The organism is Methylotenera versatilis 301, assembly GCF_000093025.1.
GTDB lineage: Bacteria > Pseudomonadota > Gammaproteobacteria > Burkholderiales > Methylophilaceae > Methylotenera > Methylotenera versatilis.
The window spans coordinates 2,382,568-2,395,751 of sequence record NC_014207.1 but is presented as its reverse complement, the minus strand read 5'-3'; the positions used below and the strand labels follow the sequence as shown (position 1 = coordinate 2,395,751).

Below are 13,184 nucleotides of genomic sequence, written 5' to 3'. Positions count from 1 at the left end.
ATGAGTATACTTAACTTGTGCGCTTGAGTTCTGTAATTGTGAGAGCTTTTTAATGGCGTAAATTATATAACACTTATGTCTTATATAAAACATATTATATGTTTTTATAGAGCGCTAGTGCTTGCAACCTTTGTGTGGCGTGGTCAACTACAGGTGCTGCGTAGTCTTTCCCTATGCTTAAATTTAGCTCTTGTAAGCGTAATAGCGGAATCAGCCATGGTGCATGAATTTCCTTGTCGTTGCACTTTGTCAATTCTGGCACATACTTACGAATAAACTTTCCCTGTGCATCAAAACGCTCACTTTGCGTGATTGGATTAAAGATGCGAAACCAAGGTTGTGCATCGCAGCCAGTGCTAGCGGCCCATTGCCAGCCGCCATTATTAGCACTTAGGTCAAAATCGATTAATTTTTCAGCAAAATAGCGCTCGCCCCAACGCCAATCTATCAGTAAATCTTTCACCAAAAAGCTCGCAGCTACCATACGCAAACGGTTATGCATAAATCCTGTAGTGTTAAGTTGTCGCATAGCGGCATCTACAAGCGGGTAGCCCGTTTTGCCATCACACCAAGCTTGAAAAAGTGCGGTATCATTTGGAAATTTTAAAGATTCGAACTCTACTTTATAAGCTCTACCTGCGGCAACACTTGGGTTGTGATGTAATATTTGCACATAAAAATCACGCCAGATAAGTTCGCTTAGCCACGTCTGTGCGCCAGTATTAGCCGATTGCATAGCCTCGCGTGCTAGATGGCGTATAGAGATAGTGCCAAAACGTAGGTGTACGGATAAATAAGAAACACCTTTTATTGCAGGGAAGTCCCTCGCATCTTTGTAACGACTCATACGTTCTATAAAGTCATTAAAGAGTGTTAGACCACCTTGCATTCCAGTGGGTAACCTCATGCTAGCCAAATTTGTGTGCTTAAACCCTAAGTCCTCTAAACTTATAAACGGACTGGCATTAGTTTTAGCCAAGTTGTTTAAATGGTTATCGACTGGATAAGCTTTGAAAAAGAAATCATTAACTGTTTTAAGCCACATGTTTTTATAGGGTGTAAATACACAATAAGGTTTGCCAGAGAGATTTAACACTTCATCTTTTTCAAAAATCACATGATCTTTGTAATGATGAAATGCAATACTGCTTTTATTGAGCTGCTCAGCCACATGCGCATCGCGAGTAATGGCACTAGGTTCGTAATCATGGTTGGTAAATACGGCATTTACTAAAAGTGTGTTGGCTAATTTTGGAATTTCATCGCCAGCGTTGCCATGCAGCACAATTAAATCGCTACCGTGTTTTTGTAGCGAAGTTTTTAACTCACGCACACTTTCCCAAATAAACTCTACTCGGCGATCTGCCTTATCATTTAACTGATTAAGAATAGCGGTATCGAATACAAAGACGCAATACACTTTTTTTGAGGATTTTAATGCGTGGTATAGCGCTGCATGGTCGTAATCTCGTAAGTCACGTCTAAACCAAACTAAAGATTTTTCATAGGTTGATTTTTGCTGTGCTTGAGACATATTTACTCGCGATGGTAGGGGTGATTAGTAATGACAGAGTGCGCGCGGTAAAGTTGCTCAACCAGCAATACGCGCACCATCGCATGTGGCAATGTAAGCTTAGAAAGCCCCCATAACCAATCGGCTTTCTGTTTGACTGAAGTATGCAATCCATCAGCGCCGCCAATGATGAGTGCCACATCACGGCTTGAAGCTTGCCAGTCTTTGAATTTATCTGCAAGTTGCAGTGTGGTGACTTCTTGCCCGCGTTCATCTAGGGCAATGCAAAAGTCTTTACCAACAGCTTCTAAAATACGTTTTGCTTCAATGAGTTGAATGTTCTCAGTGCTGTTACCTGCGGCACGTTTCTCAGGCTTGATGTCGATAATTTCAACTGTAGCTTCGCGCGGCATGCGCTTGGTGTATTCTGCGCAAGCGGTTTCGACCCAGCTTGGCATTTTGTGGCCGACAGAGATAATACGCAGCTTCATGTACTAGCCCTGCTGGCGAGAGAGTTAATTACTCAGCTTTGATATGGCCGCGGCGGCTTTCAGCCTCGCCCCATAATTGTTCTAGGTTGTAGTAAGCACGAGTGGTTGGTACCATGATGTGTACAACGATATCATCTAAATCTACCAATACCCATTCGCCTTCTTTTTCGCCTTCTGTACCGCGAATGTGATAGCCTTTTTCTTTCAGTTTTTCGCGCACGTTGTCGGCAATCGCTTTTGCTTGGCGGCTTGATGTAGCTGAAGCTACAATCATGTAACTGGTCATGCTCGTCAGTTTGCGAACATCCATAGGTGTGATATCGAAGCCTTTAATATCTTCGATGGCGTCAATCACCGCTTGTTTCATTGTTTCTAAATAGTTTACTGCGTTTACATCAATTGTCATTTAAGCGGCCTGTGCTGGTATTGCATTGCGTTGAGATTGTATGCGGTTGTGATTGTCCACATACACAAGTTGGGGAGAGAACTTTTGTAGTTCTAATTCATTATAATTCGCGTAACTGGCAATAATCATAATATCGCCAGGCGCTGCTTTGTGAGCGGCTGCACCGTTTACTGAGATAATGCCTGAGCCACGCTCAGCTAAAATCGCGTATGTGCTAAAGCGCTCACCATTGGTTACGTTGTACAAATGAATTTGCTCGTACTCACTAATGTTAGCGGCTTCAAGCAAGTTTTCATCAATCGCACAACTGCCTTCGTAATGAAGTTCGCTGTGTGTCACATGTACACGGTGTAATTTAGATTTAAGCATTGTTCTTTGCATAATGCAGAAAACTCTTAGATAGAAAAAACAGTATTATAGTGTATTCAACGGTTTATAGTAACTTAACATCTATTCACTACTAATAAAAGCCGTGCGACTCAGGCTTTTATTTTCAAATATTGTCTGGGAAGATGTATTAAATATTGAAAGTAAGATTGTCGATTAGACGGGTATTACCTAGTTTAGCGGCACCTAAAACAACTAAATTCGTATCTGTGCTGCTTGCAAGAAGTAGCGTTAGGCTAGAGCGTATTGAAATATAATCAGCCAGCCAACCTTGGCTATTGAGTGTGGATTTAGCTTGTAGCTCTAGTTGAGCATAATCTTTATTGCCACACATTACTGACTGAATAATGCTCTGCAAGGCGCTATTTAATTGGCTTGCAGAGGCACGCTGTGCATCAGTTAAATAGCCGTTGCGCGAACTCATCGCTAAACCGCTAGGCTCGCGTACTGTATCCACGCCAATAATATTAATTGGCAAATTAAATTGTTTCACCATTTGTTTGATGATGAATAGTTGCTGGAAATCCTTTTGACCAAACACGGCAATGCTAGGTTGTACCATATTGAAAAGCTTCATTACCACCGTCGCAACACCAGCAAAGTGACCTGGTCGCGAAGCACCACAAAGCTCGTTGGCAATTGATGGCAGTGTAATCGACATGGTTTGATTGAGATTTATACCGTCAAAGTCCTGGTACATCTCCTCAACACTTGGTGTAAAAACAATACTTGCGCCGGCAGTTTTTAATTTCCCACAATCCGCCTCTAGAGTGCGTGGGTAGCTCGCTAAATCTTCATTCGGACCAAATTGTAATGGGTTTACAAATATACTGACCACCACGCATTCTGCGTGTTGCTTTGCTACTTCAACCAATTGAATATGACCCGCATGCAAGTTGCCCATCGTTGGTACAAAAGCGACATTCGATTGGTTTTTTAAAACGCTTCTTAATTCGGCTATGGTGTTAATAATTTGCATGAAAATAAGACTTAGAGAAATGACTTAATAGCTATGTTCAAGCGCTGGGAAGGTTTTATCTTTAACTGCTTTGACATAGGCTTCAACTGCAGATTGCACGCTATTGGTATCTTTTAAGAAATTACGCACGAAACGTGGAGATTTGAATTCGCTGGGTTTCTTACTTGCAGGGCCTGTGTAGATGCCGAGTAAATCTTGAACCACTAGTACTTGTCCACTGCAATCAACCCCAGCGCCTATGCCTATAGTTGGTGTTTTAATGGTTTCGGTGATTTTTTTGGCTAGGGCAGCAGGCACCATTTCCAGTAAAATAAAACCAACACCAGCTTCACTCATGGCGATAGCATCTTGCATGATTTGCGCGGCGCTTTCATCTGTTTTACCTTGAATTTTGTAGCCACCAAGCTGATTGACCGATTGTGGTGTAAATCCTAAGTGAGCACACACTGGAATACCTCGTTCCACTAAGTAACGAGCCGTTTTCACCTTGCTACCGCCGCCTTCAAATTTCACCATGTGTGCGCCTGATTTAATCAGCCATTCAGCATTTTTGTAAGCAGCTTCATTATCGTGTTCATAGCTGCCAAGTGACATATCCGCCATGATAAAGGTATTTAAAGCTCCTGCAGAGACGCTTTTGGTGTGGTAAGTCATGTGATGCATGCTGACATTGAGCGTATTTTCAGCACCTTGCAACACCATGCCCAGTGAATCGCCTACGAGCAGGATATCTACACCGGCTTCTTCAGAAAGCTTTGCAAAAGTGGAATCGTAACTGGTCAGCATGACGATTTTCTCGCCTGCCGCCGCCATTTCATGTAATTGGGCTAAGTTCATTTGGAAAGCTAATCAAAGTTCGGATTAAAGAATTCGCGCTGACCTTTAATTTGCATAATACGGTTAAGCAACAGCTCCAGCGCATCTTCATTTTTTAGCACATTAAGTTTTTCATTATTCACAATCAGTACTGGTGAAGCGTCATAATTATGAAAAAACTCGCTATACGCATTTGCTAAACGCTCTATATATTCACGCGGAATGTCTTGTTCGTAAGTGACACTGCGCTCTTCAATACGCTCCATCAGGGCGTCAATAGGCGTTTGTAGGTAAATCACCAAGTCTGGTTTAGGCGCTTTTAATTGCAAATGCTGATAAATGTTGTGATATAGCGCGTACTCTTCATCATCCAAATTCAGTCGCGCAAATATCGGGTCTTTTTCTAAGAAAAAGTCAGCAATAATTGGTTTGGCGAACATGTCACGCTGGCTCAAATCTTTCATCTGATTAGCGCGCTGAAACAAAAAAAACAGCTGTGTAGGCAATGCATAACGTTGTGCATCTTGATAAAAGCGCGGCAAAAATGGATTCGCTTCGGCTTTTTCAGATAAATAATCTACAGGAAATTTATCGGCTAACATTTTGGCCAGCGTAGTTTTGCCGCAGCCAATAGGGCCTTCAACAACGATATAAGGGTATTTATTAAAAATGCTCATGCGATTAGTGTGCTGCCTATAGTTTTGTAATGCCAGTAAATTGCTGCTCGTGAATCAATGTCGCTATTTTGCCATGATTCGGGATGGATAATTGTGCTGCGATTTCAAATAATGGTAATAAAACGAAACCGCGTTGATGCATTCTTGGATGTGGCAATATGAGCTTGGTGGACTCCATGCTTACATTCTCATAAAGCAGTAAATCACAATCTAACACCCTGGGAGCATTGGGGAAAGGGCGTTCACGCCCAGCCTGATTTTCAATTTCCAATAGCGCATCGAGCAATTCAAGCGGGGCTAAATCTGTTTCAAGCTCCGCTACTGCATTAATAAAGTCTGGAATCTGGTTTAGTTGCTCAGCTTCGTAGCCTATCGGTGCCGTTTTATATAAAGATGACTTCTTTATCACACGTGTGTTTGGTAGGTTTTCAAGTGCTGCAAAGGCAGATTCTACTTGTGAAATTGGGTTTGCTAAATTACTCCCTAGCGCAACAAAAGCTTGTTTCATAAATACAGGAATTTACTCAGTTGTGCTAATAGTAGAGCTTGCACCAGCAGGTTTTTTGCGACTTCTCTTCTTACGTTTTTTAGGTGCGGTATCTGCTTGTAACATGGCTGTACGACCTTCACCATCAGCGTTAGCGAATTCAGTCCACCACTCGCCTAATTCCATTGGTAACTCACCAGATTCACAACGTAAAAGTAAAAAATCATAGCCAGCGCGGTAGCGTGGGTGTGTAAGCAAGCCAAAAGGTCGCTTTCCTGCACGTTGTTCAAAGCGTGGCTGCATGCCCCAAATTTCTTTCATGGTGGCGGTGTAGCGGTTATGAATCGCCATTTTCTCAGCTTGAGTGGCAATCACTTCACTCATCGCCATGTGTAACGCTGGAATCGCGTGCTGACCTTCTGCTTTGTAGCTTTCCCAAGCTGCTAACATTTCATGCCAGAGTAGGGTGGCGAATAAAAAGCTCGGATTAGCTGATTTGCCAGAAAGGATGCGGTCGTCAGTATTTTTGAGTGCCAGCATGACGAAACGCTCACCCATCGGCTGTTCAAGCACTACATCTAACATCGGCAATAAGCCATGGTGCAGGTGTTGCTCACGCAAAGCACTGACGCTTTCCATGGCATGACCAGACAAAAACAACTTGAGCATTTCATCAAACAAACGGCTAGGCGGTACGTCTTGCAGCAAATCTGCCATTTTGGCGATAGGTGCTTGCGTAGCTTGATCGATCTTTAAGCCTAACTTTGCAGACAAACGCACTGCACGCAGCATACGCACGGGGTCTTCGGCATAGCGTGTTTCAGGTTTGCCTATCATGCGCAGAACGCCTGCTTTTATATCGGTATAGCCGTGGTGAAAGTCCAATACCTCTTGGCTGGCTGGGTTGTAATAAAGCGCATTAGCTGTAAAGTCACGGCGAACAGCATCATCTACTATTGAGCCAAATACATTGTCGCGGATGATGCGACCTGAATCCGTGGTTTTAGAGTCACCTTTTGGATTACCCTCAGTTTCTAGGTGGCTACCGCGAAAGGTTGAAACTTCTATGGTTTCATCCCCAAATAGTACGTGTACTAATCTGAATCTTTTGCCGATAATGCGTGAGCGTCTAAAGATGCGATTCACTTCTTCTGGCGTGGCATCAGTCGCTACATCAAAGTCTTTTGGCGTGCGGTTAAGCAGTAAGTCGCGTACTGCACCACCGACAATATAAGCTTCAAAGCCTGCTTTATGTAAGCCTTCGGTGGTTTTTAGCGCAGCGTTGCTTAACAAGTCACGGTCAAATTTATGTGTTTTATGTGCAATTACCGTTGCGCCATGATTAACACTATCGACATTTTTATGCGCTGTTTTTTTAGTTCTAAGTGTCGGGCGATGCGTAGGCGCTTGCTGTGTTTTAACCGCCGCGACTTTAGCGTGCTCAGGTTTGGCACTATTGGGCTTAAAAATTCTATCAAGCAGTTTTTTAATCATGGTCGAATTATAACTTACGAAGAGAACTTCTAAAAATTAAGCTAAAAATTAAGCATGCTCGTTTTTCCAAAGAACGTCATTCACGCCAGCCTCTTTGTTAATGACGCGGCACATGACAAACAATAAATCAGACAAACGATTCAAATATTGCAGTGAAATATCGGTAACCTTCTCATTACGATGAAGCTCAACCAACTTGCGCTCGGCGCGTCGACACACAGTGCGGGCAAGGTGGCAGTACGCTGCGGCTTTGGTGCCGCCAGGTAAAATAAATTCTTTTAGTGGCGACAATTGGCTGTTGAGTTCATCAATCACGTTCTCTAAATCACTGATGCGGGATTGCTGCAATATGACATAACCTGGAATGCAGATTTCACCACCCACATTGAATAAATCATGTTGAATCTGGGTAAGAGGTTCAACAAGCTTGTTGGGCAACGCTTCGGTCATCATCACACCAATGACTGAGTTTAGCTCATCAACATCGCCCATTGCTTCAACACGCAAGCTATCTTTGTTGATGCGGCTACCATCACCCAAGCCAGTTGTGCCGCTATCACCTGTGCGGGTATAAATTTTACTGAGTCTGTTTCCCATAATATTTCCTCTATAATACGTGCATTGTAACTGATGACGACCTTGTAATGAGCGCTCAAACCATTAAGTCTAACGAAACACCTGTTAATAAGCCCATTGAAAAACCTATTGCCGTATTCGATTCTGGCGTCGGCGGAATTTCCGTTTTAAAACATATACAGGCGCTATTGCCGAATGAACAATTGCTTTATGTGGCTGATAGCAAATACGCGCCATATGGCAACAAAACAGCAGCAGAAATTCAAGCACGCTGCTTTGAGATTGCCGAATTTTTAATGGCTAAAGATGCCAAGGCGCTTGTAGTGGCTTGTAATACAGCGACTGCCGCAGCCATTGACTCGTTACGTGAAAGGTACTCTTTACCAATAATAGGCATGGAGCCAGCAGTTAAACCAGCCGCCGAAGCTTCCAGAAATGGCATTATTGGCGTACTGGCAACCACAGGTACACTTAAAAGTGCCCAGTTCGCAGGCTTACTAGAAAGTTATGGTCGCAATGTAAAAGTAGTGACGCAAGCTTGTGTCGGCTTGGTTGAATGTATCGAGCGTGGAGAGTTGGATGCGGATAATACCAAAATGCTCATCCAGCAATATTGTGCGCCCTTGTTAGCTGAAGGTGCTGATACGATTGTGCTAGGTTGTACACATTATCCATTTGTGCGGCACCTGATTGAGCAAGTGGTTGGTGCTAATGTCGCATTGATTGATACTGGTGCGGCGGTCGCAAAGCAATTGAAAAGACAATTAGAAGAAAAAGGTTTACTGTCAAACCGCACTGCAGAGGCCGATGCACAGTTTTCGAAGAGTAAGGTGCAGTTTTGGACAAATAGTGAAAATCCAAATGCTAAAGTAGTGATCGAGCAGTTGTGGGGCGGTGATGTAAAGGTGTTAATGTTGTAGCAGTTGAATAGCTCAAAGCTACAAGCTGCTAATGATGCGCGACGACTTCGCCTGCTTTAAGTTTATATTTTGTGCCACAGTAAGGGCATGCAACGTGGCCGGTTTTAGCTACATCTAAAAATACACGTGGATGAGAAGACCAAAGCGCAACTTCAGCAGTTGGGCAATGTAAAGGTAGGTCTTTTGCAGAGACTTCAATTTCGTTTATGTTGGACATACTGATTTGCTCCCAATTCGTTATTCCCGCCTTCGCGAGAATAACGACCAAAAATTCTAATGGTGTGAATAGTTAAACTTTTACAAAGTTAAACCAGTGTTAACCAATTAGCATGTTTAGCTGATTTGCCAGTCACTACATCAAAATACATTTTTTGTAATTGCTTAGTGATAGGGCCAGCTGTGCCAGCACCAATTGCGCGGCGATCTAATTCGCGAATCGGTGTCACTTCAGCGGCGGTACCAGTAAAGAAAGCTTCATCTGCGCCATATACTTCGTCGCGTGTGATGCGTTTTTCAATCACAGTTAAGCCGATTTCAGCAGCAAGCTGAACAATCGTATCGCGTGTAATGCCTTCTAGCGCGCTAGTCAGGTCTGGTGTGTAAAGTTTGCCATTGCGCACAATAAATATGTTCTCGCCTGAACCTTCAGCAACAAAACCATCTACATCAAGCAACAAAGCTTCTTCGTAGCCATCTTGTGCAGCTTCTTGATGCGCTAAGATTGAGTTCATGTAGTTGCCGTTAGCTTTGGCTTTACACATGGTGATGTTCACATGATGACGTGAAAATGAAGATGTTTTTACGCGAATGCCGTTATCTAGCGCTTCTTGACCCATGTATGCGCCCCATTTCCAAGCGGCAACAATCACGTGGGTTGACAATGTTTTAGCAGAAATACCCATCGCTTCAGCGCCATAAAACGCCATTGGGCGCATATAAGCTGACTCTAGATTATTTTCACGCACGGCTGCTTTCTGCGCTTCCATCATCTCTTCTTTTGTAAATGGCATTTTCATTTGCAAAATGTGCGCGCTACGAAACAATCGGTCCGTATGTTCTTGCAAACGGAAAATGGCAGTGCCTTTATCAGTTTTGTAAGCACGAACACCTTCAAACACGCCCATGCCGTAGTGCAAAGTGTGTGTTAAAACGTGTGTAGTCGCGTCACGCCAGTTAACCATTTTACCGTCATACCAAATTACGCCATCACGGTCTGCCATTGAGGTTGGAATTGCCATTATTGCTGCCTTATTAACGAATTTTGTAAAAGCATTATTGTAAACTAAAGCGCGGAATTCTTAGCGCATGTTAAAATCAAAAGCGTATAAATTTAAAACTTATTTGGAGTTTTTTGTGCAACATTTACTAAAAGCAATCTGTCTTGTTGTTTTCTTAAGTTTTTTATCGGCTTGCAAGCCTGCGGGCGAAGCCAGTCAGTTGGTCGCAACTGATATTACAGGCGCAGATTTTGGCCAATCATTCAGTTTGACGGATCACACAGGTAAAACGCGTACGCTGGCTGATTTTAAGGGTAAGGCGGTAGCATTGTTTTTTGGCTACACACATTGCCCAGATGTTTGCCCCACCACGATGCTGGATTTAAAACAAACCATGAAGCTACTTGGACCACGTGCTGATGAAGTGCAGGTGCTTTTTGTTACACTTGATCCAGCTAGAGACAGTCAAGAAGTGTTAGCGCAGTTTGTACCTTCTTTTGATAAACGGTTTATTGGGTTGCGAGGAGATGAGCCAACTATCGCTGCTACAGCAGCCACTTTTAAAATCTATGCAAAGAAAGTAGAAGCGCAAGGTAAGGGCGGTTATACCTTAGATCATAGTGCGGGAATGTATATATTTGATAAAACAGGAAAAATAAGGCTGTATGTCGACTACGGAGAGAAGCCTGCCGATATTGCCAATGATATTAAGCAAATACTCTGATACGAAAATTTGAAGTTTAAAAAGGGGCGCTAAGCCCCTTTTTTATAATTGAATTGGCTAATCTGGCTTAATTGCTTGGTGCTGTGCCATATTGATTATCTGCTGGGTCGCTCGGTTGAACCAACAAGTAAATCATCGCAATCCAACCTAAAATTGGAATAATCCAAATCAGTTGAAACCAGCCACTTTTGTTTGTGTCGTGCAAACGACGAGCACCTACCGCCAATGAAGGTAAGAATGTTGCAAGTGAAAAAGCCCATGAAACATAGCTGCCTACAAACTCTAACACCACAGCGACTGCGAAACAGAACAAAAAGAACCACCAAAACTCTGGTAGTTTTGCGCGGCCGCTAAAATCTACATATTTTTGAAAGCACGCCTTTACTGCATCTTGAAAGTTCATTTTGCCCCTCCAGTTATTTTATTAAGTTGTTGTAGCGCTTAAAATATTAGCATGTTAGCCGTGCAAAGAATATTAAATATGGTTAACTTTAAAACCTGTGTAGTTGGGGTGATATGGCTTTTAATTCTTTTTCAGCGGCTTTGTAATCTGGAAAAATACTTTCAACAGTCGCCCAAAACTTGGCTGAATGATTCATTTCTTTGATGTGTGCCAGCTCGTGGCAAACCACGTAGTTGATAATGTGCGGTGGAGCTTGTAGTAAGCGCCAATTCAACCGAATCTCTTTTTTTGAATTGCAGCTTCCCCAGCGTGAGGCCGCGTTGGATAACGTGAGCGATGTGAATTTAACGCCCAGCTTGCTTGAGAAAATCTCTAAACGCCTTGTAAAATCAGTGATGGCCTGCTTTTTGTACCATTGAACCACTTTACGCGCGATTAACATTTTATCTTGATTTGGCATCGCCAATTGCAAAACACCTGGCTCATACTCCACCGCTTTTGAGCGGACATTGTGCTCAATTGTTAACGTCATCGCGTTACCTAAAAGTAAGAGCTGTTCGCCATGTCGCCATTGTATTTCTGGTATTTTATTTGCAGTGACGGAGGCGAGTTTTCTAAGCACCCAGTCTGCCTTTTGCACAATGATGTCTTCAAGCTGCGATTGTGAAATGCGTTTAGGGGCATGTATAACCAAGCCCGTTTGTGTGATTTTTAAGCCTACAGTGCGGCGTTGGCGACGTTCTAGCTGGTAATGTAATTGATCGCCAGAGGGTAATGTGAGGGAGTGGCTCATTAATTTAGTGTGAGCATCTCAGCTTCAATCCAGCCTTCAACTTGGTGATTTAATGCATCTGCCTTCAAGCCTGCTGTTTGAATCGGTTTACCGATGTGCATTTTAATCACGCCCGGTTTTTTGATGAACGTGTTTTTAGCCCAATATTCACCTGCATTGTGCGCAACTGGCAGTACTTGAGTTTTTGTGTGCGTTGCTAACCATGCGCCACCAATGTGATATTTACTGCGCTCGCCTGGCGCAATACGTGTGCCTTCTGGGAATATCACCACCCAAAATCCACGGTTTAACCTTGCCTGACCGTTTGCGACTAATTTTTTAAGTGCTTCACGACCAGCGCTGCGATCAATGGCGATAGGCGATGACATGGCTAAACCCCAGCCAAAAATTGGAATCCATAATAACTCACGTTTTAGCACGTAAACTTGCGTTGGAAAAATAGCTTGAAAAGCCAGTGTTTCCCAAGCAGATTGGTGCTTAGACAGCACGATAGTAGGTGTATCTGTGATGTTTTCTAAGCCTGTAATTTCATGGCGAATGTTGCAAGTAACTTTTAGCCACCACAACATACTGCGCGCCCAGCCTGAGATTAAATCGTTACGCAATATCGGGTTAAGCGGCATGGCGAGCAGGGCAACTAGCGTGAAAATTGGCGCGGTAATGACTTGGCCGATAAAAAACAACAAAGAACGCAAAAATAGCATACTGACTTTCGAGAGTGTTTAGCCGTGTGTTTAGGTTTAGTCTAGCTCGGTGACAATGCGCTGCACAGCTTCTGCTAAATCTACGCAAATCCAAGTGTTTGGCGGTAAGGCTTTTTCAGGGTTTTGTTTTGATGCAGCTAAAGTCGCCTCACCTTTACCTGTAAGCACTAAAATAGGCTGGCAACCAGCGCTGGCAAAGGCTTGCAAATCGCGTAGCGCATCGCCCACAGCAGGCACGCCATTCATTTCCATTGAAAAACGTAGGCCAATTTCTTCTATCATGCCTGTATCAGGCTTGCGGCAATGACAATGCTCATCCGCTGCATGAGGGCAATAAAATATCGCATCGATTCGCCCACCTACAACAGCTAACTCTCTATGCATTTTGTCATGAATGTTATTGAGCGTGGTCATATCAAACAATCCGCGACTAATGCCAGATTGATTAGTCGCCACCGCCACTCTAAAACCAGATTGATTCAGCAAGGCAATCGCCTCTAGGCTACCTGCAATAGAAATCCACTCATTTGGACTTTTGATGAAATTGGCAGAATCTTGATTGATCACGCCGTCTCTATCTAAAATCACTAATTTCAT

General features: G+C 43.2%; 18 protein-coding genes. 2 read left to right on the top strand and 16 right to left on the bottom strand.

Going from position 1 to position 13,184, the window contains the following annotated elements:
- Nucleotides 1-94: 94 nt before the first annotated feature.
- The 10 genes from M301_RS10920 to M301_RS10875 all read right to left on the bottom strand — a co-directional run bounded on the left by M301_RS10920 (nucleotide 95) and on the right by M301_RS10875 (nucleotide 7,847).
- Entirely contained in the window at nucleotides 95-1,534 is a 1,440-nt protein-coding gene (locus M301_RS10920; RefSeq protein ID WP_013148839.1) for a cryptochrome/photolyase family protein, read from the bottom strand.
- A 2-nt stretch (nucleotides 1,535-1,536) separates the two neighbouring features.
- Nucleotides 1,537-2,004 (bottom strand): 23S rRNA (pseudouridine(1915)-N(3))-methyltransferase RlmH, encoded by a 468-nt coding sequence (gene rlmH, locus M301_RS10915; RefSeq protein ID WP_013148838.1) that lies wholly within the window; start codon nucleotides 2,002-2,004, stop codon nucleotides 1,537-1,539.
- A gap of 28 nt (nucleotides 2,005-2,032) precedes the next feature.
- Nucleotides 2,033-2,410: a ribosome silencing factor gene (rsfS, locus tag M301_RS10910; RefSeq protein WP_013148837.1), complete on the bottom strand. Its 378-nt coding sequence runs from the start codon at nucleotides 2,408-2,410 to the stop codon at nucleotides 2,033-2,035.
- Entirely contained in the window at nucleotides 2,411-2,791 is a 381-nt protein-coding gene (gene panD / locus M301_RS10905; RefSeq protein ID WP_013148836.1) for an aspartate 1-decarboxylase, read from the bottom strand.
- A 136-nt stretch (nucleotides 2,792-2,927) separates the two neighbouring features.
- On the bottom strand, nucleotides 2,928-3,776 hold the full coding sequence (gene panC, locus M301_RS10900) for a pantoate--beta-alanine ligase (RefSeq protein ID WP_013148835.1): 849 nt from the start codon (nucleotides 3,774-3,776) through the stop codon (nucleotides 2,928-2,930).
- Between the two features lie 24 nt (nucleotides 3,777-3,800).
- Nucleotides 3,801-4,613, bottom strand: coding sequence for a 3-methyl-2-oxobutanoate hydroxymethyltransferase (gene panB, locus M301_RS10895; RefSeq protein WP_013148834.1), 813 nt, complete (start codon nucleotides 4,611-4,613; stop codon nucleotides 3,801-3,803).
- Between the two features lie 8 nt (nucleotides 4,614-4,621).
- A complete protein-coding gene (locus M301_RS10890; protein ID WP_013148833.1) occupies nucleotides 4,622-5,269 on the bottom strand; it encodes a deoxynucleoside kinase in 648 nt (215 codons plus the stop codon).
- A gap of 16 nt (nucleotides 5,270-5,285) precedes the next feature.
- Nucleotides 5,286-5,777, bottom strand: a complete 492-nt coding sequence (folK, locus tag M301_RS10885; RefSeq protein WP_013148832.1) for a 2-amino-4-hydroxy-6-hydroxymethyldihydropteridine diphosphokinase — start codon at nucleotides 5,775-5,777, stop codon at nucleotides 5,286-5,288.
- Nucleotides 5,778-5,789: 12 nt separating this feature from the next.
- Nucleotides 5,790-7,250, bottom strand: a complete 1,461-nt coding sequence (pcnB, locus tag M301_RS10880; protein WP_013148831.1) for a polynucleotide adenylyltransferase PcnB — start codon at nucleotides 7,248-7,250, stop codon at nucleotides 5,790-5,792.
- A gap of 48 nt (nucleotides 7,251-7,298) precedes the next feature.
- The gene (locus M301_RS10875; RefSeq protein ID WP_013148830.1) at nucleotides 7,299-7,847 is read right to left on the bottom strand and encodes a cob(I)yrinic acid a,c-diamide adenosyltransferase; all 549 of its coding nucleotides are present in this window, start codon (nucleotides 7,845-7,847) and stop codon (nucleotides 7,299-7,301) included.
- Nucleotides 7,848-7,894: 47 nt separating this feature from the next.
- On the opposite strand from M301_RS10875, the gene murI reads away from it, so the two are divergent.
- A complete protein-coding gene (gene murI, locus M301_RS10870; RefSeq protein ID WP_013148829.1) occupies nucleotides 7,895-8,746 on the top strand; it encodes a glutamate racemase in 852 nt (283 codons plus the stop codon).
- A gap of 28 nt (nucleotides 8,747-8,774) precedes the next feature.
- Here murI and M301_RS10865 read toward each other — a convergent pair whose 3' ends face one another.
- Both M301_RS10865 and M301_RS10860 read right to left on the bottom strand, forming a co-directional pair.
- Complete coding sequence (locus tag M301_RS10865) at nucleotides 8,775-8,963, bottom strand: zinc-finger domain-containing protein (protein ID WP_013148828.1); 189 nt, start codon at nucleotides 8,961-8,963, stop codon at nucleotides 8,775-8,777.
- An 88-nt stretch (nucleotides 8,964-9,051) separates the two neighbouring features.
- A complete protein-coding gene (locus M301_RS10860) occupies nucleotides 9,052-9,966 on the bottom strand; it encodes a branched-chain amino acid transaminase (protein ID WP_041360108.1) in 915 nt (304 codons plus the stop codon).
- An 85-nt stretch (nucleotides 9,967-10,051) separates the two neighbouring features.
- On the opposite strand from M301_RS10860, the gene M301_RS10855 reads away from it, so the two are divergent.
- The gene (locus M301_RS10855) at nucleotides 10,052-10,687 is read left to right on the top strand and encodes an SCO family protein (RefSeq protein ID WP_013148826.1); all 636 of its coding nucleotides are present in this window, start codon (nucleotides 10,052-10,054) and stop codon (nucleotides 10,685-10,687) included.
- Nucleotides 10,688-10,754: 67 nt separating this feature from the next.
- On the opposite strand, the gene M301_RS10850 is transcribed toward M301_RS10855, so the two are convergent.
- The 4 genes from M301_RS10850 to gmhB all read right to left on the bottom strand — a co-directional run bounded on the left by M301_RS10850 (nucleotide 10,755) and on the right by gmhB (nucleotide 13,184).
- Nucleotides 10,755-11,090 (bottom strand): DUF805 domain-containing protein, encoded by a 336-nt coding sequence (locus M301_RS10850; RefSeq protein ID WP_013148825.1) that lies wholly within the window; start codon nucleotides 11,088-11,090, stop codon nucleotides 10,755-10,757.
- Between the two features lie 88 nt (nucleotides 11,091-11,178).
- Complete coding sequence (locus tag M301_RS10845) at nucleotides 11,179-11,883, bottom strand: M48 family metallopeptidase (RefSeq protein ID WP_013148824.1); 705 nt, start codon at nucleotides 11,881-11,883, stop codon at nucleotides 11,179-11,181.
- On the bottom strand, nucleotides 11,883-12,587 hold the full coding sequence (locus M301_RS10840) for a lysophospholipid acyltransferase family protein (protein ID WP_013148823.1): 705 nt from the start codon (nucleotides 12,585-12,587) through the stop codon (nucleotides 11,883-11,885). Before M301_RS10840 ends, M301_RS10845 begins: the two co-directional genes overlap by 1 nt.
- Nucleotides 12,588-12,623: 36 nt before the next feature.
- Nucleotides 12,624-13,184, bottom strand: a complete 561-nt coding sequence (gene gmhB, locus M301_RS10835) for a D-glycero-beta-D-manno-heptose 1,7-bisphosphate 7-phosphatase (RefSeq protein ID WP_013148822.1) — start codon at nucleotides 13,182-13,184, stop codon at nucleotides 12,624-12,626.

Bases quoted from the DNA above. Each gene is read 5' to 3' on its own strand.
- murI (WP_013148829.1), top strand. From the start codon at position 7,895: ATGAGCGCTCAAACCATTAAGTCTAACGAAACACCTGTTAATAAGCCC.
- M301_RS10860 (WP_041360108.1), bottom strand. From the start codon at position 9,966: ATGGCAGACCGTGATGGCGTAATTTGGTATGACGGTAAAATGGTTAAC.
- pcnB (WP_013148831.1), bottom strand. From the start codon at position 7,250: ATGATTAAAAAACTGCTTGATAGAATTTTTAAGCCCAATAGTGCCAAA.
- M301_RS10920 (WP_013148839.1), bottom strand. From the start codon at position 1,534: ATGTCTCAAGCACAGCAAAAATCAACCTATGAAAAATCTTTAGTTTGG.
- panB (WP_013148834.1), bottom strand. From the start codon at position 4,613: ATGAACTTAGCCCAATTACATGAAATGGCGGCGGCAGGCGAGAAAATC.
- M301_RS10875 (WP_013148830.1), bottom strand. From the start codon at position 7,847: ATGGGAAACAGACTCAGTAAAATTTATACCCGCACAGGTGATAGCGGC.
- gmhB (WP_013148822.1), bottom strand. From the start codon at position 13,184: ATGAAATTAGTGATTTTAGATAGAGACGGCGTGATCAATCAAGATTCT.
- M301_RS10865 (WP_013148828.1), bottom strand. From the start codon at position 8,963: ATGTCCAACATAAACGAAATTGAAGTCTCTGCAAAAGACCTACCTTTA.
- rlmH (WP_013148838.1), bottom strand. From the start codon at position 2,004: ATGAAGCTGCGTATTATCTCTGTCGGCCACAAAATGCCAAGCTGGGTC.
- M301_RS10850 (WP_013148825.1), bottom strand. From the start codon at position 11,090: ATGAACTTTCAAGATGCAGTAAAGGCGTGCTTTCAAAAATATGTAGAT.
- M301_RS10855 (WP_013148826.1), top strand. From the start codon at position 10,052: ATGTTAAAATCAAAAGCGTATAAATTTAAAACTTATTTGGAGTTTTTT.
- M301_RS10845 (WP_013148824.1), bottom strand. From the start codon at position 11,883: ATGAGCCACTCCCTCACATTACCCTCTGGCGATCAATTACATTACCAG.
- folK (WP_013148832.1), bottom strand. From the start codon at position 5,777: ATGAAACAAGCTTTTGTTGCGCTAGGGAGTAATTTAGCAAACCCAATT.
- panD (WP_013148836.1), bottom strand. From the start codon at position 2,791: ATGCAAAGAACAATGCTTAAATCTAAATTACACCGTGTACATGTGACA.
- M301_RS10840 (WP_013148823.1), bottom strand. From the start codon at position 12,587: ATGCTATTTTTGCGTTCTTTGTTGTTTTTTATCGGCCAAGTCATTACC.
- M301_RS10890 (WP_013148833.1), bottom strand. From the start codon at position 5,269: ATGAGCATTTTTAATAAATACCCTTATATCGTTGTTGAAGGCCCTATT.
- rsfS (WP_013148837.1), bottom strand. From the start codon at position 2,410: ATGACAATTGATGTAAACGCAGTAAACTATTTAGAAACAATGAAACAA.
- panC (WP_013148835.1), bottom strand. From the start codon at position 3,776: ATGCAAATTATTAACACCATAGCCGAATTAAGAAGCGTTTTAAAAAAC.